The organism is Actinoplanes sp. NPDC021490 (assembly GCF_055562135.1).
On sequence record NZ_JBVHFW010000001.1, the window covers coordinates 451806 to 472164 of the forward strand.

Consider the following 20359-nt stretch of genomic DNA (forward strand, 5'->3'; position numbering starts at 1 on the left):
GCACATGTCCAGGCGTATCCCGCCGATTTCGTCGGGCGTGACCCCTAAGCTCTTGCCGGGACCAAGGGGAGACGATGACTGACGACGACAAGGCAATCGTGCCGGTGTGGACGCTGGGGACCGGACACGGCCGGGTGCCGGCGCTGACCGGAGACGAGCCGATGACGGCTGAGCGCTTGTCGGAGCTGCGCGGTGCGTTGGCCGCGCTGGCCACCGAACCTATTGCCACACTTGAGGTACATCCGCTACCCGGCAATATCGATCGCAGCCGCGGTATCCCGCTCGATGCCGCGAGTCCGTTGGCGCAGCACCTGTCGCAGCTCATCACTCAAACAGCGCGAAGTTCCTCGGGGACGGCTGCTGCCGGCGAAGGCCTGTATCGCATGGTGGTTCCGGCAAAGGTTGCCGCTCAACTGGGTCAGGGCATCGTCCGCCCGATGGCGTCGAAGGCGGCGGCCGGTGGCATCTACGGCACACTCGTGAACTCGACAGGTATCGCAGCGAACGCGACGTTCGTGCCAGTCGGTAAGGCGGCAGCAGCCGGCGCGGTCGGTGGAGCTGGTGCAACGGCGGGTGCAGCGGTCGCTGGCAGCGCGGCGCTCACCGTAGCCGCGCCGCTCGTGCTCATGGCTGTAGCGGTCGGGGTAAGCGCGCACGCCGACTACAGGCGCCAGCAGGCGGTCGAACGGATCACAGAACTGCTGGAGCAACTGCACGACGAGAAGCTCGGTGACGAGCGCAGCGAACTCGACGGGTGCCGCGACGCCATCGACAAAGCCACCGCCATCCTCCTCGACCAGGGCAAACTTGGTGTCTCGCTCGGACTTGACTCGGCAGTGCATGCCATCGGCAAGGCATTGGCCGCGACCGACCGCCGCCTCGCCCGTTGGCAGAAAGCACTCGACAAGCTGCCCGACGGCAAGGCTGTCGAGATCGACACGCTGACCAAATCGTTTCCCGGCGTCGACGTGCACGGCGGCATCTTCCGCACTCACCTCGAACTCGCCGCCTTGGCCATAGCGTTGAAGAGGCGTGTCATCATCCTGCAGGCCGTGGACCACGCGCAGAGCGATCCGGGCAACTTGTTCGAGAATTTCACCCGGGCACTCAGGGCCGATCAGCAGCGCCTCGACAAACTGGAGTCGGATATAGCCGGTGTCCTGACACAGCTGTCGGCGCTAGATCTGGCACGTCCGCACGGTCTGCTGCCTGTCTTCACGACCGGTGAAGTAGATCGTCTGATGCGCGCGGCGAACCGGATTCACAAGCTGAGCGACGGGGTCGTCGTCAACAGCCGCGCCACGGACGTGGCTGTTGAGATTGCCCGCAACGAGGACGGCTCGGTGGTGGTGTTCCCCGCACTGACCGCGTAGGTGTGCCTGCGCTACTGCTGCTCCTACTGGCCCAGCAGTTTTGCCGCTGACCAGGACGTCGATCGCTCGACCCGCGGAGCATGCATTGAGCAATGGCTCTACAAATGCGGCGCCCTCGAGTGGCATTCTTGCAGGTAGTGCGCGCGAAGGCCCGACATCTGTCGGCATTAGGAAACCGATGCTCTATCCCCTGAGCTACGAGGGCCTACGGCCCATATCGTACCGACCTGGGGATACCCACGAGTGCCCGGGCGTCCCGTCGCGGCCCCAACGGGTGCCATCTGGTCGACCGGTGGGCAATTCCGTTGCTGGTGGGAGCAATTTCCGCGCACACGCGGCCCGGCGTGCCCGGCGGTGACCGCGGGTGCCATTCAATCGCCGAGCACCTTCGTAGCACTCGCGGCGACCTCTGAGCTCGAGGAACATTTTCGGCACGACTTGATGTTCGCGAGGGTCAGGCGATGTTCGTGCACCGGCACCGTGGGGTGCGCCTTCTGCGGCGGCGCGTGGCTTTCCGCCGCCACGACATGTTGACTTCAGCAAGACCGGGATGTCGGTCACTGGACCGGTGGGAGTCTTGGATCCGTGCCAATGGCAGCCTAACTGATGTGTGAACGGTAGCCTTTGAGACGCGTCTACGGTAGCGTTGCAATGTGTTGCCATATCAGTTACGGGCCGTCGATCAAGAGCTGGATGAGCTTCTCGGCGGCTTGCCTGCCATCAGTCTCGAGGGGCCGAAGGGCGTCGGGAAGACTGCGACGGCCCAGCGGCGCGCCGCCACCGTCTTCGCCATGGACGACGCGACACAGCGGGAACTGCTTACCGCCGACCCGCAGCGCCTCGACCGCGCATCGACACCGGTTCTCATCGACGAGTGGCAGCGCGAACCGGCAGTCTGGGACTTTGTGCGGCGCAGCGTCGACCGTAATCCCGCACCGGCCCGGTTCCTGTTGACCGGCAGCGCCACCCCTACGTCCGCGCCGACACATTCCGGAGCCGGGCGAATCGTCCAGCTTCGGATGCGACCGATGAGCCTTGCCGAGCGGGCCTTGGGGGAGCCAACGGTCAGTCTTGGGGAGTTGCTTACCGGACGGCGGCCGGCCGTGGGCGGAGGCACTGCGTTGAGCCTGGTCGATTACGCCGAGGAGATCGTGCGCTCCGGATTCCCCGCCATCCGTCAACTGCCGCCGCGCGCTCGCCGGGCACAGCTCGACGGCTACCTGAACCGTATCGTCGAACGAGACTTCCCCGAGCAAGGCCACCTGGTACGCCGCCCCGACACCCTGCGCGGGTGGCTGGCCGCGTACGCCGCCGCGACGGCAACCACCAGTTCCTACAACGCCATCCTCGACGCGGCGACACCCGGCGAGACCAACAAGCCGGCCAAGACGACAACGACTGTTTACCGCGACGTGCTGTCGCAACTGTGGCTGCTCGATCCCGTGCCCGGCTGGCTGCCCAGCCGCAGCGCGTTCAGCAGACTCGGCGCCGCACCGAAACACCACCTGGCCGATCCGGCACTCGCCGCCCGGCTCCTCGGTGTAGACGTACCCGCTCTGCTCGACGATTCAGCACCGGCCACGGCCGTACGCCGGCCCGGTCCCCTGCTGGGCGCCTTGTTCGAGTCGCTGGTGACGCTCAGCGCGCGGGTCTACGCGCAGGCAGCTGAAGCCACGGTTCATCACCTGCGCACCTGGGACAGTCGGCACGAGGTGGATCTCATCATCCAGCGCGCCGATCAACGAATCGTGGCGCTCGAGGTCAAGCTGTCTCCGTCGGTGAGCGATGACGATGTCCGTCACCTCACCTGGCTGCGCGGGCAACTCGGCGACGACCTACTCGATGCGGCGGTCATCACCACCGGGTCTGAGGCGTACCGCCGCGCGGACGGAATCGCGGTGATCCCGCTCTGCTTGCTCAAACCCTGACAACCGGCGCATGGAGCCAGCGACCTTCGGCCTCCTTGGACGGGCGTGGGAGGAGTAGTACTGGCACTTACTCACCGTGGTCTACCGTCCTGCCAGTGGTGATGCCGCCGGCGCCTGGAGCCGGTCCTGAACGACGCTCCGTGTCCGCCCCTGGTGGGAGCACGTCGACTAGACCTTCGCCTCGGTACCGCGGGGTGCGATTCCTGCGGCAGCGTCACTGGGTGCGTCACGCACGAGGTGCCTCGGCGCGTGGTTTCGACCGGTGACTGCTCCAACGGGCCGCGGCGTCAGCGAGTGGGCCGAGGTGACTGGCGGACGGTCGTTGCTGTTCGCGTTCGCGGCTCAAGGCGGCAATCCCGGCGGCGAAAGCATCGACGGCCTCCCGGCGAACGGCTGACCACACGGGGATCCCGCCGGCCCAAGCTTCTGCTTGCTCCGGGCTGTGACCGGCGCGAACCGGCCGAATGACCATGAGAGCGGTGTCGATCCACGCGGCTCCGCGGCATGGCATCGACCAGCCCACGAGGGTTACGCCGCCGTCATGGAGAAGGAAGTTGTACGGGGTGACGTCCGTGTGGATCAGTGTGTTGCCGTCGACCATCTCGGCTGGAATGTGGTCGGCCCATCGGGCGGTGGCCGACTGCACTTGGGCTGCGGGGCACGGCGTGAGCTTGGTTGCCGTCACGCTCAAAGCAGCCGCCACTGCGGGCAGATCAGGCGAGCCTGGGGCCAGATCAGGATGCCGACCTGCATCCAGCCCAGGGGATTGTCGGCGGCGACGCCTTTGCAGAAGACGCGGCCCGTACGGGTTCCCAGAATGACCGCGACGTCGGAGAGCACCCCGGCCTCGACCGGTGTCACCTGGGCTATCGGCCCTGTGCGGTTGACGACCTCTGCTCTGACGGCGGACGGTAGTTCGTGCCAGGGATAGCGAGGCACGGCTACGGGCTCCTCCCGTTCGCGGCTGGGGAGAGCGTACTTCCCGGCCGCGAACTGCCCGCACCCAGCGTGGCATCGGGTGCTACGGGTTTGTGGGCTGTCGTTTCACCGGGCGCCTGATCGAGGAGACCACTCGGGCGTCCCACCCGAGGTCCACGATCTTCGGCCGCGCCTGGGTGACCGGAATTGAGTTCTGGGTTTCGACTCGGTGGGGCAAGGTGTAGGGCATGGCCGACTACGCGTACTCGACCGCGGCTGAACTGGCGGCGGCGATGGGCCGCGGCGAGGTGTCGGCGGTCGAATTGACCGCGGCCGCGATCGCCCGGATCGAACGGCTTGATGGCGACATCAACGCGATCTGCGTGCGCGACTTCGAGCGAGCCCTGGCGGCGGCGCGTGACGCCGATGCGGCGCGGGCCAAGGGCGAGGTCGGGCCCTTGCACGGCGTCCCGATGACCATCAAGGACTCGATCGACGTTGCCGGGCTGCCCACGACCTGGGGATTTCGGCAGTTCAAGGATCACGTGGCAAACGCCGATGCGGTCGCGGTGGCCCGGCTCAAGGCGGCTGGGGCGGTGATCCTCGGCAAGGCGAATGTGCCGGTCGCGCTGGGCGATTTCCAGTCCTACAACGCGATCTACGGCTCCACGAACAATCCTTGGGACCTTGGGCGTACGCCGGGTGGCTCGTCCGGTGGGTCGGCCGCGGCCCTCGCGGCCGGGTTCGGCGCGGTGTCGATGGGGTCGGACATCGGCGGCTCGCTGCGTGTGCCGGCGCATTTCTCCGGGGTGTACGCGCACAAGCCCTCGGTTGGGCTGCTTCCGTTGCGGGGGCACACCTTCCCGGGCACCCGGCCGCTTCCCGAGTTCGGCGGCGACCTGGGTGTTATCGGGCCGATGGCGCGCAGCGCGGCCGACCTCGCGATGATGGTCCGCCTGCTCTGCGATCCCGACGAGGCCGGCCCGGGCCTCGCCTACCGGACCGCGTTGCGCCCGGCCCGGCACGACGACCTGGGTGCGTACCGGGTCCTGGTCCTTCCGGCGCACCCGCTCGTCCCGGTCTCGTCCGAGGTGAGCGCCGCGATCGATGACCTGGCCGCGCGGCTGGAGGCGGCCGGGGTGACGGTCCGGCGGCACAGCCCGCTGCTGCCCGATCTGGCCGAGGGCGCCCGCTGCTACATGCGCCTGCTGCAGTCGAGCATCGCGGCCGGTTTCCCGCCCGAGGTCTACGCGGCCGTTCTCGCGGCCGCGGACGCCCTCGACGAGTCCGATACCTCGCTGTCCGCCGAGCGGTTTCGGGGTATGGTCCTGTCCCACCGCGACTGGGTCGCGGCCGACTCCGTCCGTGCCGACCAGCGGGCCCAGTGGGCCGAGCTGTTCACCGACGTCGACATCGTGGTCGCGCCGGTGTTCTCGACCCCGGCCTTCCCGCACGACCACAGCGAGCCGATGTGGACGCGCACGATCCCGATCGACGGCGAGCAACACGACTACTTCGATCAGCTGGCGTGGGCCGGCATGGCGACGGCGCCTGGCCTTCCGTCGACCGCCGTGCCGGTCACCCGCTCGGCGCGAGGGCTGCCCATCGGCGTCCAGCTGATCGGCCCGCTCCTCGAGGACCACACCCCGATCCGCTTCGCCGAACTGCTCGACCGCGAATTCGGCGGCTTCACCCGGCCGCCCTCACTATGACCCCAGGTCGCCGGTCACCACGAACTCCATGACGATCGGCCGGGCCCGGCCGGTGCTGTTCTAACGGCATTCCGCCGTCCGCGACCGCAGCATCCGGACCCGGCGCGTCGGTTCTAACGGACACGAGAGTGACGCACACGAATCCTCGCGGGGAACACGTACTGCCATCAACCCCTGTCGACAGCTCCTAGATGACGGCGGCCCGCTCGACCGGCCGGCGGAGCTCCAGCTCCACGAAGGCGGAAGTCCGAGCGGTGGCGATCAGTGGCTCGGGCGCACCAACCGGGCCGCCCCGGGCGAAGTCGACGCCGTGGTGGCGTAGCCGCTCGATGGCGGCGTGATCCGGAACATCGTGCGCCGCGGTACGGACGCCGAGGTCACGGCACATCGGTAGGAGGGGCTGCAGGGCGATGCTGTCCGGGTAGCGAACGGTCACGAGGTCGATCGGCACCGAGCGGAGGTAGTCCTCAGCGGTTTCATCCGGTCGGAAGTCGTCGATCGCGAACAGGCAGCCCCAATTCCGCAGTTCCCGGGCGAGCCGCCGGGCTTCGCCGGGATTGCCGGCCAGAGCCGATCCGGTGATCGCGAAGGTCATGCACTCCGGGGCGACCCCGTGGTGCCCCAGGACCTGCTCGACATGACGAATCAGGTCGGGTACGGCGGTCAGGGAGTCGCCGGACACGCTGAGCTGGTAGTGCGAGGTCTGCGAGCTCTGGCCGATCAGCTTCAGCGCGGAGTCGATCACCCAGCGGTCGACCGGCGGGATCTCGCCGATCCAGGCGGCCGTCTCCAGCAAGGAGAGCGGTGGGAGGGCCCGCCCGGTGCGGTCGAGCACACGGAGGAGAACCTGATGCCGGCTGATCCGGTTGACCTCCAGGTCCAGCTGGGGCTGGGCGTAGAGCACGAACCGGCTGTTCGCCACGGCGGCGCGTACGCGTGCCGCCTGGAGCTTCCGCTGATCCTCGGCCGGACGTTCCCGGTGCCGCACGGCCGGCACGTCGGCGAGCGGCCGATCGCGGCGCCGGGCCAGCCGCGTGTGTTCCCGCCGGGCCGACTCCACGCCGCTCACGTCACGGCACGTGATGATCATGCCGTGCGGGCCGTCCTCGCCGGCGACGACCTCGACGAAGCCGCGGACGTAGCGGATGCCGCTGTCGGCGCAGACCACGCGGCAGGTCACCTCGGCTGGGGTCTGCTCACGCCATGCCCGCCGGACCACGCGGCAGACTGCCCGCCGGTCGTCCGGATGGACCAGGGCGAGCAGCTGCCGCCTGGAAGGACGTACGGCGCCGGGCGGATACCCGGTGATCATCGAGACTTCGTCCGACCAGGAGAGCACCCTTCGCCGCTTGTCCCACACGACCGCGCCGAGCTGCATCAGCTGCGCCGCGCGGGCTATCCGGGTGAGCTCGTCGGCGTCGGCCGTGAGCGGCGGGTACGACTCACTGTCGGACGTGACATCGGCCCCCTCGGCCCGTAACCGGCGGTACTCGGACTCGATGCGGGAGGTGGTGCGCCGAGCGCGGGCGAGCTCGATGGGACTCGGCTCGTCCCGGCGGGCCAGGGCCACGAGATCGTCGAGCTTCATGACGGCCTCCCGTCCGGTGGTGCCGCCTGCTTGGCGAGCTGCGTCATCCGCCGCTGAGCGTCGGCCCGGACGGCCCGGACCGTGGTGGTGGCCAGGTCCAGTTCCCAGGCGATCTCTTCGTCCGAGCAGTCGTCCATCATCATGGCGAACACCGCGCGTTCCCGCATCGGGAGGTGCTGCATCAACCGCAGCAGCAAAGGACCAGCCTCGCCGGCTTCGGGATCGGGATCGGGGCGATCCCGCATCAGCTTCTGGAGTTTCATGATCGCGGCCTTGCGGACCCAGGCCAGCGTCCGATCGGTCCGGGAGACATCCGCCCACTTGGACAGGGCGACGAGGAACGCCTCCTGGACCGCTTCCTCGACCATGGCGCTGTCCGGGCAGATCCGCGCCAGAAACCGTGTGACCAGGGGAATGCTCTCGTGGGCGAAGTCCCGGAACGTCGCGTCGAGGCTGTCCGGGGTCGGCGTACGGGGCACACCGGCCCGGGTGCGAACCCGATCGATGCCGGCCTGATCCACGGTTCCGGCTCCGGCCAGCGATCCGTGACGCAGCCAGTCCTCGAACTCGGTGAGGTCGGTGGCCGGCATCGAACGGGCGCTCGTCAAGGAGCGCGCGACCGCCTGGGTCGTTGCGGCGAAGGCCGCCGCGGCTGCGGTTGCGCTCGTCGGGTTGTTGCTCATGTTCGGGCCTCCTGCTGATCGAGCTGCTGTCGACCTCGTCGGATCAGCCCCTCAACCGCACGCACCGACCGGCCCATCCATTCCGCGATCTCCTTCTGGTCGTAACCCTGTGCCTGCAGATAGATCGCGGTTCGCTGGGGTGGCCGGAGCCGTCCGAGTCGTTCCCGCAACTCGTCCCGTGCGGCCTCTCCCGCACCGTCGAGCGCGGGCCGGACCGAGGGCAGCGACTCCGGCACCAGATCGTCGAGCGCCCGTTTCCGGTTCGCCGTCAGCCAGGCGCGGAACTGGTTGGGGAACTCGTCGATGCATTGACCCATGAAGTAGGTCGCGAGAGTCGCCCCGCCGGTCGGTGACCAGCCGCGGCCTTCCCGGGCTGACCGGTGGAAGCGCTCGAGGGCCCTGACCACCAGGCTGGACGCCAGTTCCTCGTGGTCCTGGGCGGTCCAGCTCGCCGGGGACCAGAGCCGGATCTGCGAGTTCCGTTCATGGCAGAGGGTGAAGATGCGTCCCGAGCCGATCGCGCTCTGCATTCTCGGCAGCGCATATCGGATCAGCTGGTCGACCAGCCGGTCGTAGCGAGGCCCGGAGAACTGGTCGCCGGTGACCGCCTCCCAGGCCTTGATGTCCCACGCCAGCCGCAGAGGATCGGCCGCGCGGTTGCCCGCGCGGCCGTCCTCCTCGTCGCCGGCGTCCGGGGGACCGGCCATTTGCCATCACCGTCTTTCGGGGCGCACTGATGTCGTGCCTTCTCTGTGCCGCCGATCGCCCGAACCCACGCGAACGTCACCGCCTCGAAGACTTTCCCGAGGACGTGGGCTCAGGCTCGTTCCGCTGACAACGAGGACGACAGCAGACCCGACCTCCGGAAGGCTAGACAATGGACAGAAACGTGCTGCTCACGACCCTCGTCTACGCGGTGGCGTTCGCCGTCGCGTTGATCGCCGGAGGGTTCGTGGGCTTCCTGCTCTGGGCCGAGCACAGCCGTCCGTCGGTGATCGCGCTCGGCGCCGGCGGGACGGTTGTGGCCTGCATGACTCTCGTCGCGACCCTCCTGTCGCCCCTGATCACCTGAGGCGACGCGAACGGATCACCAGCCGCCGACGCCGGCCAGCACTCGCTCGACCGGGACCGGCTTGCCCAGATAGAAGCCCTGGCCGAACGGCACGCCGCAGGCCACCAGGGCGTCCCGCTGGGCCGCCGATTCGATGCCCTCGGCGATCACCGTGCAGCCGTGCTGGTCGGCGAACTGGACCAGGGCCCGGATCGAGGCCTGGCGGGCGCCCGACGACTCGATGCCGGCGATCGAGTTCACGCCCAGCTTGAGGAACGCCGGGCGCACGTGTTCGACCAGGGACAAGGTTTCGTAGCCGGCGCCCAGATCGTCGACGGCCACCCGTACGCCGCCGCCGAGCCGGGCCACCTCGGCCGCCTCGGCGTCGCCGGTCTCGAGCACCAGGGGGCGCCGGGACTCGGCCAGCAGCTGGGCCAGTTCGTGTGGGTGGCGCAGCAGGTCGGCGGTGGCGTTGACCGACAGCCAGGTGCCGTTGGGCAGCGACTTCGACGAGGCGATCGCGGCCTGGATCAGGGCGGCGTCGAGCGCGATGTGCACGCCGCGGGCGGCCGCCGACGAGAGGGCCTCGCGCGGGTTGCTGCCGTCGGCGAAACGGGTGAGCGCCTCGTAGCCGACGACATGGCCGTTGATCATGTTGTAGACCGGCTGGAACACGGTGAAGAAGCTGTACTCCTCGAACGCGTGAGCCTGCGAGGACGACGAGGACGACGCTTTCCAGTCACCGGTCTGACTGCGCTGCAGCCGTACGGTGGTCTGGCCCGCGGTGGTTCCGGTCTCGTGGCGGTAGTGCAGCACCTGCGCCCAGTCGCCGACGCCGGCGGTCGGAGTGGCGGGTGCGATGGCCGCCCTTTTCTTGCTGGTGCGGCGCTTTCGACTCCGCTTCGGGGCGACCGGGCGGACCAGCCAATTGCGCAGGTGCGTGAGCAGGTCGACCACCGTGTTGCCCAGACCGACGAACGCCACCATCGCGTACAGGGAAAGGGTCAGGTTGAGGACGGCGAACACCATGTTGTTCCAGAGCTCGTGCTCGATGTCGACCCAGATGGTGTAGACGCAGAGTGCGATCAGGGCGAGCGGCAGAATCAGGAAGCTGCTTGCCGCCGTCGTGCGATTGCGGACCTTCGGCGTACGTTTGAAGGCGCTCTTCTCGCCGGTGAGCAACTGAAGTAGCGAGGCGACGCTGCCCGAGAGGTTGACCGGCAGCAGAATCAGGTTGAAGCCGTAGATGCGCAACATGTCCGACCGCTTGTAGCCCAGCTGCTTCAGGTCGGCCGACATCATGAAGAAGTACGGCACCGAAATGAGCAACAGGATCGGGTTGAGCAGCTCGTTGTTGAACGGGTAGGCCAGCATGACGATCAGGCACACGGAACTCCAGAAGATGGAGGCCATGTAGTTGACACGCAGGAAGTACTCGCCGAAGCGGTTCTTGTCCTCGCGCTTCGACTTCGCCCGGAACTGGTCCTTCAACCGCGACAGGATGAGCAGGCCGCCGTTGGCCCAGCGCTGACGCTGAATGCAGAGCGACCCGAAATCCGGCGGTGTGGCGCTGTAGGCCAGCCGCTCCGGATAGTTGTGCAGCAGCCATCCCCGTACGCCGAGGTCGATCGTCGATTCGGTGTCCTCGATGACCGTACGGTCCTGGATGTACCGTTTGATTTCCCAATCGCCCTCGTACGAGACTTCGCAGATCTCGTCCAGGGCATTCTTGCGCAGCACCGCGTTCGCGCCCACCCAGAACGTGGCGCCGTAATGCGTCATGCCCTGGTGCACGATGTACTGGATGTCGGTCGTGGCGCCGGAAATCCGCTCGACCCGGGTGGCCGAACCGGGATAGGCCGAATACGGCGTCTGCGCGACCGCGTGATGCGCGAACGCGCCCTGCTCGAGCAGATGAACCAGACGCAGGGCGTATTCCGGCAGAAGGACACTGTCCGCGTCGAGCGTGAGCACGTAGTCCGGGTTGGGCACGACCAGGTCGGCGCGGTTCGGCCCGGCCGTCACCAGCGCGGTGCCCAGCGGCGTGCTGACCTCCTGATACGCGCCGCCCATGAGCCCGATGTAGCTGTTCAGGTTCATCGCCTTGTTCGGCTCGTGCGACAGCGACACGTACTTCTTGCGCTCGAAGCTGCTCACCTGCACGTCGAAGATGGCCAGCAGCCGCTTGTAGAACTGGTTCATCCGCGCGATCGGCAGCGCGACCTGCTCGTCGGCGCCCTTGTTGAGCGCACCCGCGATCTGACCGAGTTCGGCCGCGAGCGGGTTGACGATGTGCTCGACGAAGAACGTGTCGGTGTGGTCGACGATCTGCTGACGGGCGCCCAGGTCGTACAGCCAATCGGAGGCGTACCGGTATTCGTCGGCCAGCCGGCGCATGTCCTCGATCACGACCAGATAGCCGCCGCGGATGCGCACCTGCTCATCGAAGTGCGCGAACGCATTGGAGACGCGATAGAACGGGACGTTGAGCTCGGCCTCGATCTGACCGGGCAGAGCACGGGCGGCCAGCAGCATGTCCCGCGCCACGCGCGTCTTCGGCTGCCGCGGGTCGTCGATCAGCAGCGTCACCCGCAGACCGGGATACTCCTGCAGCGCCGCGGACAGCAGTGTCGTGCGGTTGGTCCGCTCGTCCTCCTGATACGACGGCACGAGCACCGTCACCGACGGCATCTTCCCGCCGATGAACTCGTCGAGCATGATTCGCGGCGCCCGCTGATGGCCGCGCGCCCGATAGAAGTAGCCGATCCGCGTAATGAGATATGCGGTCGCCGACGCGGCCAGTCCGGTGACGACCAACATATACACGATCGCCTCGATCGTCAGCCGCACCGAATAGGCGTGGCCGGCAATGAACTGCTGAATGATCGTGTATGTGACGTAGCACGCCCAGACCGTGATAGTCACCACGATCGCGAGCCGGCCGCGAGTGATCCGGCCTTCGGAGATCGGCGGCGGAACGATCGGGTGAGGGTCCGTCCGCCGGTCGGCCCCCCATTGGCGCTGGGCGTCCCGTTTTCGCTGGTCCGCCGGTGTGCGTGGCATGCGTGTCTGGGCCTTTCGGTGCGATTTGCGGCGACACCGCGCGGCGATGTCCGCGGAATTGTCGGCCCATGGTCAGGATTTGCAGCTCCGGATTCCGGTTCGAAGAAAGACCCCACGCGCCCCACCGGTCTCGTCCTTTCACCCGATCGCGAAAGCCGCTCCGGTAGGCCAGCGTGTGGCGACCCGGAAAATCGAAAGGGCTTTCATGACGGACCGCGCCACACACGTAGCCGTGCGGCCCGAGTACGACCCGCTCAGGGACCCCCTGGCCGACCCGAACTGGCAGGAACCGGAGCAACCGCGGCACAGGCTGTCGTGGTCGCGGCTGATCCTCCTGCTGCTCGTCCTCGGCCTGGCCGGTGCGGGCGGCACGCTCGGCGTGGTGCACCTGCGCAACACCGCGGGCCCGACCGCGAAGTCGTGGGCGGTGCCGTACGTGGACGTCACGCTGACCCCGACGTTCCAGTTCCAGGACCCCACCGCGAACCCGGCCAACGACGTCGCGCTGGGCTTCGTCGTGGCCGACCCCAAGAACGCCTGCAGCCCGAGCTGGGGTGGCGCGTACACGCTGGACGGGGCGGCCAATCTGCTCGAACTCGACCGCCGGATCGCGCAGCTCCGCCAGGCCGGCGGCGACATCACGCTCAGCCTGGGCGGGCTCAACAACTCCGAGCTGGCCGTCGCGTGCTCCGACGAGCAGCGGCTGACCGCGGCGTACCGGGAACTGGTTGAAAGGTACGACGTGAAGACTCTCGACCTGGACATCGAGGGCACGGCGACGGCCGACCAGGCGTCCCGGCAACGACGGGTCAACGCGGTCGCGGCCGTGCAGAAAGAGCGGAAAGCCGCCGGCAAGCCGCTCACGGTGTGGCTCACGCTGCCGGTCAGCCCGAGCGGCCTCACCGACGACGGCGTCGGGGTGGTCCGGGGCATGCTCGAGGGCGACGTCGACCTGCGCGGCGTCAACGTGATGACGATGGACTACAACAACGGCGAGGCCCGCCCGAACATGCTGGCCCTGAGCATCAGCGCGCTCAACGGCACGCACAAGCAGCTCTCCGACCTCTACCTGCGCCTGGGCCGCAAGCTCACGTCGCCGCAGGTCTGGTCGCGGATCGGCGCCACCCCGATGATCGGCCAGAACGACATCGACGCCGAGCGCTTCACCCTCGCCGACGCCGAAGGCCTGGCCACGTTCGCCGTCGACAACGGCCTGGGCCGGGTGTCCATGTGGTCCCTGAACCGTGACGCCCCCTGCCGAGGCACGTTCGCCAACGTCGTCGTCCACTCCAACACTTGCAGCGGCGTCGACCAGGACGCGCTCGCCTTCTCCAAGGTCTTCGCGGGCCTCCCCGGCAAGGCCGCGGGCAGCGACAACTACGACTCGGTGGAGATCCCCAACCAGGCCACCACGGTCGACGACCCCAAGACCAGCCCGTACCCGATCTGGCGGATGACGGCCATGTACGCGGGCGGCTACAAGGTCGTCTGGAAGGGCGTCGTCTACGAGGCCAAGTGGGCCAACTCGGGCCAGGACCCGGCCGTCGCCCCACCCGCCGGAACCCAGAGCGCGTGGTCGGTGATCGGCCCGGTCAGCCCGGTCGAAAAGGCGCCGCGGCCCATTCCGGTGGTAACCGGGGTATCCGAGGTCTGGACCCCCGGAACCATCTATCGCCGAGGTAACCGCGTGCTGTTCACCGGCTTGCCGTACGAGGCAAAGTGGACAACAAAGGACGAGTCCCCGTCGACCGAGTTCCCCATCGACGCGGACGATCCTTGGAAGCCGCTCTTCAACATCCCGGGCGAGCCCAAAACCAACTAGCCCTTTTCGGTACGCCCGTCGCCGGCTTCCTGCCTTCCGGATAGTCGTTGCTGACGGTTCGGCGGAACGGTGAGGGAGAGGGCGGCCCGCGAATCGCCCTACGGTGCATTCATGTCCGTACCGTTTGATCTCTGGGGCCAGCGGGGCTGGGCCTCGATGGATATCGTCGGCGAATCGCACTACGCGAACGCGATCAAAGCCCTGTTCGGCGCCGGGCTCAAAACGGACGCGGGCGAGATGACCACCACCGTGCAGCTGCTCCCCGAGCCGTTGAACAAACACGACCGGAACGCGGTGGCGGTCTGGGCCGGCACGGGACAGGTGGGCTATCTGCCCCGGGACGAGGCCAAGCGTTACGCACCGGTGCTCATGGAGTTGGTGGCCCGGGGGTGGACGCCCCAGGTGTCGGCCCGGGTGTGGGCAGCGCCATGGCCGTCGGGCCACAGCCCGAGCGCATCGGTTCGTCTCGAGCTGGCCGAGCCGCACATGCTCGTGCCCGCGAACCGGGAGCCGGGGGAGGTCCATGCGATGCTCCCGGCCGGCGCCGCCATTCAGGTCACGGGCGAGGAGAACCACCTGGAGTCGCTGGCCCGGTGGCTGCGGCCCGAGGGAGAGTGCTGGGTTCATGCCACTCTGCACGAGACGACCGAGCAGCTGGCTCGAAGCTCACGCACCGTCGTAGAGGTCCGCATCGACGGTCAGCGGATCGGCCAGCTGACTCCGCGGATGAGCGGTGAGTTGCTGCCCGCCCTCCGGCACCTCGCCCGGCAGGAGCAGACGACCGTCGCCCGGGCGATTGTGAAGGGCAACCGGATCAAGACCGAGGTGGTGCTGTACGCGGCCCGCGCCCACGACCTTCCGGACAGCTGGCTCATGGCGCCTGCCGACGTGACGCGCCCGCCGGCCGCGGTGGCCCCGGCCGGCGTTCCCGCCGCGCCCGTAGCCAGCGTTCCGGTAGCTCCCGTGGTTGCCGTTCCGGCCCCTCCCGTGATCGCACCGAGCAGGGAGCAGGAACATGAGGCACCCGCGCCGGTGTCTCCGAATATCGGCGGCTACCGGTTCAATCCGCCGCCGAACTGGCCGCCGCCACCTCCGAATTGGACGCCTCCGGCCGGGTGGACGCCGGATCCGGCCTGGGGCCCGCTTCCAGCAGGATGGCAGTTGTGGGTCGAGGACGCGCCTGCCGCAGCGACGCCCGTGATCCCGGCGCAGCACGTCCCGGTCGCAGCGCCCGTTCAGCAGCCGCAGGAGCCGGTTCACCACGCGCCCGCTCAGCAGCCGCCCCCGTCCGTTCACCAGCCGTCGGCGTCTGTGCCTGCTCAGCGAACGGCCGCGCCCGACAGCGGCGAGATTCCGTTGTTCGGCGCCCGCGGACGAGCGCGCGAACTGGCGGCCGAGGTGACCTCGCTCCGGGCCGAGCTGGACGGTCTCCGCGCCGAGATGAACCGGCTCGGCGTGTTCGAGATCAAAGAGCTGGAGGACTATCGCCTCCGCCTTCGCAACGAGATCGCTGACCAGTCCGCCCGGGCCAGGACCGAGCAGGCCCAGCTTCGCTACCGTCTCGACGAGCTACGGCAGCAGGTCGTGATCACCGAGGAGAAGGCACTGCTGCAAGAAGCCGGGATCTACGAATACCAGCACCCGCTCAGCGACGCCGTCGCGTACCAGGAAGCTCTGGCCGGTCTTCAGGAGCAGATCAAGGTCATGGCCCGGCCGGACGGTGGTGCGGTGCACGTTGCCGTCGGCTGGGAGGTCAACGGTTCGGAGGCGCGCGGCCGCACGATGCTGCGTGATTACTCCAAGCTGATGCTGCGCGCCTACAACGCCGAAGCCGACAATCTGGTCCGTACGCTCAAGCCGTACAAACTGCAGGCCGCCGTCGAACGGCTCGGCAAGGTCGCCGCCACCATCGCGAGGCTCGGCAAGACGATGGACATCCGCGTTTCCGAGGAATACCACCGGCTTCGCGTACGGGAATTGGGTCTTACCGCCGACTATCAGGAGAAACTGGCGGAGGAGAAGGAACGGGAGCGCGAGGAGAAGGCCCGGCTCCGCGAGGAACGCCGACTCCAGCAGGAGATCGAGAGGGAACGGGCTCGGCTCGAGAAGGAGCGGCAGCACTACGCCAACGCCATGGCCGCGCTGGCCGCCAACGGGGACGCCGAAGGAATGGCGCAGCTCCAGCTGAGGCTCGAACAAATCGACACGGCAATCCAGGACGTCGATTATCGTGCCGCGAACGTCCGCGCCGGCTACGTCTATGTCATCTCGAACATCGGTGCCTTCGGCGAAAACATGATCAAGGTGGGGATGACCCGCCGCCTGGAGCCGATGGATCGCGTACGCGAACTCGGCGACGCCTCGGTGCCGTTCACCTTCGACGTGCATGCCCTGTTCTTCGCCGACGATGCCGTCGGCATCGAATCCCAGATGCACGGACGGCTGGCCGACCGCCGCGTCAACCTCGTCAACCAGCGCCGCGAGTTCTTCTACGCGACCCCGGCCGAGGCCAAGCAGCACCTCATGGAATTGACCGGCAACCTTCTCCAGTACGAGGAACTGCCCGAGGCGCTCGAATATCGCCAGAGCCGTACCCAGGCTTCCGCCGCCGGCTGACGGATCCGTTCACCTCGCGTTCGGACGTCGCAACTCGACATGGTCGTCGACGACCGTGACCACTGCCCGGCCCTCGGGGAAAAGCGGCAAGGCTTCCTCGGGGAGTTGGAGGCGGCCCAGGCCGTCGATGCTTACCGTTCTGTCCTGGCCTGATTCGTGTTCGCCGGAGAGGACGCCGTGGCGCAGGCGCAGGACCGTGTCGGCGGCGGCTATTGCTCGGGCGTCGTGGGTGGCTATTACTACCGCACTGCCCTCGGCGGCCCGGGAGCGGAGGAGACGTAGGACCAGGGCGGCTGACTCGTCGTCGAGTTCGGCTGTGGGCTCGTCGGCTATGAGGAGGGCGGGTGGGCCTACGCTGGCGGCGGCTACGGCCAGGCGTTGTTGTTCGCCGCCGGACATGATGCCGGGGTGGGCGGTGGCGCGGGACGAAAGAGAGACCTCGGCCAGGGCGGCGTCGACGTCGACGCGGACGCGGCGCAGCTGGGCTATCTGGGAGATCTGGCCTCGGGCGTCCAATTGGGGAAACAGGCTGTGGGTGGGGCGCTGGGCCACCCAGCCTATTTCGCGGCGGCGCAGTTTTTGCAGTTCCCGCCGGGACAGGGAAGAGACCAGCCGGCCGCGATGGCGTAGTTCGCCGCCGGCGGGGCGTTCCCGCAGGGCCAGCACGGCCAGCAGGGTGGATTTGCCGCTGCCGGACGGGCCGGTAATGGCGCTGACCCGACCGGCGACGACGGAGACATCGACGCCGCGCAGAGCCTGGGTGGGACCGGTGCGGGCGGCGTACAGCTGGAGAAGTTCGCGGCCCACAAGCAGGTCAGTTGTCACGGTAGGCCTCCTCCTCGAGACCGGGCGAACGCGCCGCGGTCACCAAGACTGCCAGCACGGTGGCCGCGGCCGCGGCCCCGGCGGTAATGGCTATGCCGGACGGGGAGAACTGGAACGAGAAAGCCGGTAACAAACCGGGCTGATCGTCCAGCAATCGGCCGCCCAGCGGCAGGAAAACGGCCACGCCGGCTACCGCGAAAGCGAAAGAGAGCGCGGCCAGAAGTACGAATTCCAGAGAACGGGCGCGGGTGATCCGGGCGCGGCCCAGGCCGATGCGGGCCAGCATGAGGTCGGACGGGCGGCGCAGCACGGCGGTGCGCTGGGCATAGATGCAGAGCGTCAGGATGGCCAGCAACGCCAAGTAACCGGCGATGGCCAGCTGATAGCCGCGGGCCCGGCTGGTGGCGACGTAGGCGCCCTCCTGCCGTAAGGCCTCGGCGGTGCTGATCCGCTCCGGCTGCACATCCTTGGGCTCGGTGACCGCCAGGATGCCGGGTTCGCCGCGTGAGCTCCACAGGAACGTCTGGATGACGAACAGGCCGGTGCCCAGCTCGGTGCGCGGCACCAGCCGGGGATCGTTGACGCCGAGCAGCGCGAACATCGGGTCGGCGACGACGACGTACATGGGACGGCCGCGCATGCCGGGGAACGCGTTGACACGGTGGGCAATCGAGAGGTTGTGGGCGTCGTAACCGATAGTTACCCGTACGAGGTCGACATCCGCGGTCGAGGGATCGGCGACCACGATCGCGCGCGGCATGCCGTCGGGCTCCGCGGGACGGGCGGCCAGCGCGGACACGGCGGCACGGGCGGCCGCCAAGTCGGGACCGGTGCCCCACAACGCGACGTCGCCGAACCGCTCGGGATCGATCACCAGCAGATCCCGCTGGCCGTCGTCGAGCGGCGTCGTGACGTCCACATGCCACACGGCCGTGCTGTCCGGGGGCAGAGGCGGCACCCGTACGCCGTGAACCAGCCCCTCGGGAGCGCGCTGGTTCGGAATCTCGGGTGGTTGCGACGGCGCCTGCTTGTCCAGCTCCCACGAACCGTTCAGCTTCGCGACCGCCTCGGCGCCGGCCGCCACCGCGATCCGATCGTCGGCCGACGACTCCGTGGAGTGAACGGCCGAGAGAGCGAACAGCAACATGCCGAGCCCGGCCGTCACGACCAGTACGGTGAGCCGGCGTTCGGTGCCACCCGAGCCGAGCCGCCGGCGGGCCAGCCACACGACCGCGCGCGACGAGGACGACGGGATCTTGCCGCCGCCGCTCAGCAGGGCGGGCAACCAGCCGGCCAGCACCCCGGCCGCGACGAGCACCAGCAACGGCACGAGCAGATCGACACCCCGTACGCCGTCGGCCTGCGACAGACCCGCCGCGGCGACCAGGGCCATGATGATCAGAACCGGACCCCACGGGATCGAGCGCTTCGCCGTGGCCGGAGGCGCCGGGCGTACGCGCCGGGCCGCCGCCACCGCACCGACCACCGCGACCATCACCAGGCCGGCGCCGGTCGCGCCGGCCGCGGTCAGCGCGGCCGGTCGCAGCGACTCCTCGATCGCGCCGGGCGGGCCGAAACGCTCGACGAGCTGCCAGGCGACAAGCCACCCGAGGGCGGTGCCGAACACCGCCAGCAGCGCGTTTTCCACTATCCACAGGCCACCCACGGTGATCGGTGACATGCCGACGGCCGCGGTGTGCCGCAGTTCCCTCTCGCGGCGGCGGGCCGACAGGAGCGCCACGGCCAGCACGGAGGCGAGCCCGACGCCGATCGCCGCCCACTCCACCGGCCGGGTTCGCTGGCGTACCGTCTCGGTCGTGGCCTGCGCCGTCGCGACGATCCGGCCGATGCCGCTCGCGAAATTCAGCGCCAGCGGATCTTCGCCGTCGTCGACCGGTCGTACGGTCGCGTAGTACCGCCGTTTGAGATCGACGCCGGCCGCGGTGCGCTCCGCCTCGTTCAGGGTGACGCCCCGCTCGAGCTCGGCCTCGACCGCCCACAAGATCTGATCTTCCACGGCCGTGGCCAGGCGCTCGACCGTCGCCACATCACCGATCAGCAGGTACGCCGGCAGGGTGCGGTATTCGGTGTCGCCGGGCGTATCGCCGTTCCGGAGCGCCCACTTCGTGCTGCCCTTGACGTCCCTCGGAAGCCGTCCGCCGGGGTCGACGGCGTAGACGCCGCTGACCTTCGCGGTCGCCCGCTTCGGTGTGCCCTGGCTGCCGGTGACGACGGCCAGGACGACCTCGTCGCCGGGCTTCGCGCCGAGCTCGTCGGCCACCGGCTCGGGCAGCCACAATCCGTCACCGCCGGTCGGGTCACCCACCGCGATGAGTTCCTCGGCCGGCTTACCCACGGCGAACAGCCGGCCGCGCTCGGTCCGGCCGCGCGTGCTGACGGTGGAACCCCAGAACTTGGGCTTGGCCAGCTCGGCCCCGATCGAGCCGCCGGTGAGGTCGGGCTCGGTCAGCCCGTCGACCTCGCGCAGATCGGCGATGACCTTCTGCTGGTCGAGGCTGCTGGGCCCGACGTTGGCCGACAGCCGCACCACCGCCGCGTCGTTCTGCCGCGCGGTCGCCGGAATCTGGTCGCGCCGCGCCTGAAAGGCCGCGTTGCCGGAAGCCTCGGCGAACATCGGCCCGGCGGCCGCGGCCGCCGCCAGAACCACGAACGCGCACAGCGTGAGCACCGTCCAGGCACGCTGCCGCAGCCCACCCACCAGCGCCGCAACGGCAAGCCGATCACCGAGCGCCATGGGCCTCCTCAGTCCGTCAACCTGC

13 protein-coding genes, 1 tRNA gene and 1 pseudogene are annotated in these 20359 nt (G+C 68.6%); 7 read left to right on the forward strand and 8 right to left on the reverse strand.

Features of this window, described 5'->3' with window-relative positions:
- Positions 1 to 74: 74 nt before the first annotated feature.
- A complete protein-coding gene (locus tag ACZ3I4_RS02045; RefSeq protein WP_465379985.1) occupies positions 75 to 1373 on the forward strand; it encodes a hypothetical protein in 1299 nt (432 codons plus the stop codon).
- Positions 1374 to 1483: 110 nt separating this feature from the next.
- On the opposite strand, the gene ACZ3I4_RS02050 is transcribed toward ACZ3I4_RS02045, so the two are convergent.
- Positions 1484 to 1578: transfer RNA gene (locus ACZ3I4_RS02050), tRNA-OTHER, on the reverse strand.
- Between the two features lie 448 nt (positions 1579 to 2026).
- Here ACZ3I4_RS02050 and ACZ3I4_RS02055 point away from each other — a divergent pair.
- Positions 2027 to 3301 carry an ATP-binding protein gene (locus tag ACZ3I4_RS02055; RefSeq protein WP_465379986.1) on the forward strand — a complete coding sequence of 425 codons (1275 nt, stop codon included), beginning with the start codon at positions 2027 to 2029 and terminating at the stop codon, positions 3299 to 3301.
- Positions 3302 to 3563: 262 nt separating this feature from the next.
- Positions 3564 to 3698: a hypothetical protein gene (locus ACZ3I4_RS02060; protein ID WP_465380464.1), complete on the forward strand. Its 135-nt coding sequence runs from the start codon at positions 3564 to 3566 to the stop codon at positions 3696 to 3698.
- A 60-nt stretch (positions 3699 to 3758) separates the two neighbouring features.
- Here the strand turns inward: ACZ3I4_RS02060 and ACZ3I4_RS02065 are convergent.
- Positions 3759 to 4316 (reverse strand): annotated as a pseudogene (locus tag ACZ3I4_RS02065) (hypothetical protein); the annotation flags it as partial.
- A 151-nt stretch (positions 4317 to 4467) separates the two neighbouring features.
- Here ACZ3I4_RS02065 and ACZ3I4_RS02070 point away from each other — a divergent pair.
- On the forward strand, positions 4468 to 5931 hold the full coding sequence (locus tag ACZ3I4_RS02070) for an amidase (RefSeq protein WP_465379987.1): 1464 nt from the start codon (positions 4468 to 4470) through the stop codon (positions 5929 to 5931).
- A gap of 187 nt (positions 5932 to 6118) precedes the next feature.
- On the opposite strand, the gene ACZ3I4_RS02075 is transcribed toward ACZ3I4_RS02070, so the two are convergent.
- The 3 genes from ACZ3I4_RS02075 to ACZ3I4_RS02085 are packed head-to-tail and all read right to left on the reverse strand — an operon-like array spanning position 6119 to position 8909.
- Positions 6119 to 7519, reverse strand: a complete 1401-nt coding sequence (locus ACZ3I4_RS02075) for a sensor domain-containing phosphodiesterase (RefSeq protein ID WP_465379988.1) — start codon at positions 7517 to 7519, stop codon at positions 6119 to 6121.
- A complete protein-coding gene (locus tag ACZ3I4_RS02080; RefSeq protein WP_465379989.1) occupies positions 7516 to 8202 on the reverse strand; it encodes an RNA polymerase sigma factor in 687 nt (228 codons plus the stop codon). Before ACZ3I4_RS02080 ends, ACZ3I4_RS02075 begins: the two co-directional genes overlap by 4 nt.
- A complete protein-coding gene (locus tag ACZ3I4_RS02085) occupies positions 8199 to 8909 on the reverse strand; it encodes an RNA polymerase sigma factor (protein WP_465379990.1) in 711 nt (236 codons plus the stop codon). The genes ACZ3I4_RS02080 and ACZ3I4_RS02085 overlap by 4 nt, the downstream gene beginning before the upstream one ends.
- A 170-nt stretch (positions 8910 to 9079) precedes the next feature.
- Here ACZ3I4_RS02085 and ACZ3I4_RS02090 point away from each other — a divergent pair, with 170 nt between their 5' ends.
- Positions 9080 to 9274 (forward strand): hypothetical protein, encoded by a 195-nt coding sequence (locus ACZ3I4_RS02090; protein WP_465379991.1) that lies wholly within the window; start codon positions 9080 to 9082, stop codon positions 9272 to 9274.
- Positions 9275 to 9289: 15 nt separating this feature from the next.
- Here the strand turns inward: ACZ3I4_RS02090 and ACZ3I4_RS02095 are convergent, their stop codons facing one another.
- Positions 9290 to 12181, reverse strand: coding sequence for an EAL domain-containing protein (locus ACZ3I4_RS02095; RefSeq protein ID WP_465379992.1), 2892 nt, complete (start codon positions 12179 to 12181; stop codon positions 9290 to 9292).
- 340 nt (positions 12182 to 12521) lie between these two features.
- Between ACZ3I4_RS02095 and ACZ3I4_RS02100 the strand changes: the two genes are divergently transcribed.
- Positions 12522 to 14138 carry a chitinase gene (locus tag ACZ3I4_RS02100; protein ID WP_465379993.1) on the forward strand — a complete coding sequence of 539 codons (1617 nt, stop codon included), beginning with the start codon at positions 12522 to 12524 and terminating at the stop codon, positions 14136 to 14138.
- Between the two features lie 111 nt (positions 14139 to 14249).
- Positions 14250 to 16754, forward strand: coding sequence for an SNIPE associated domain-containing protein (locus ACZ3I4_RS02105; protein ID WP_465379994.1), 2505 nt, complete (start codon positions 14250 to 14252; stop codon positions 16752 to 16754).
- 9 nt (positions 16755 to 16763) lie between these two features.
- Here ACZ3I4_RS02105 and ACZ3I4_RS02110 read toward each other — a convergent pair whose 3' ends face one another.
- Both ACZ3I4_RS02110 and ACZ3I4_RS02115 read right to left on the reverse strand, forming a co-directional pair.
- Positions 16764 to 17579 (reverse strand): ABC transporter ATP-binding protein, encoded by an 816-nt coding sequence (locus ACZ3I4_RS02110; RefSeq protein ID WP_465379995.1) that lies wholly within the window; start codon positions 17577 to 17579, stop codon positions 16764 to 16766.
- Complete coding sequence (locus ACZ3I4_RS02115) at positions 17569 to 20334, reverse strand: FtsX-like permease family protein (protein ID WP_465379996.1); 2766 nt, start codon at positions 20332 to 20334, stop codon at positions 17569 to 17571. Before ACZ3I4_RS02115 ends, ACZ3I4_RS02110 begins: the two co-directional genes overlap by 11 nt.
- Positions 20335 to 20359 lie beyond the last annotated feature (25 nt).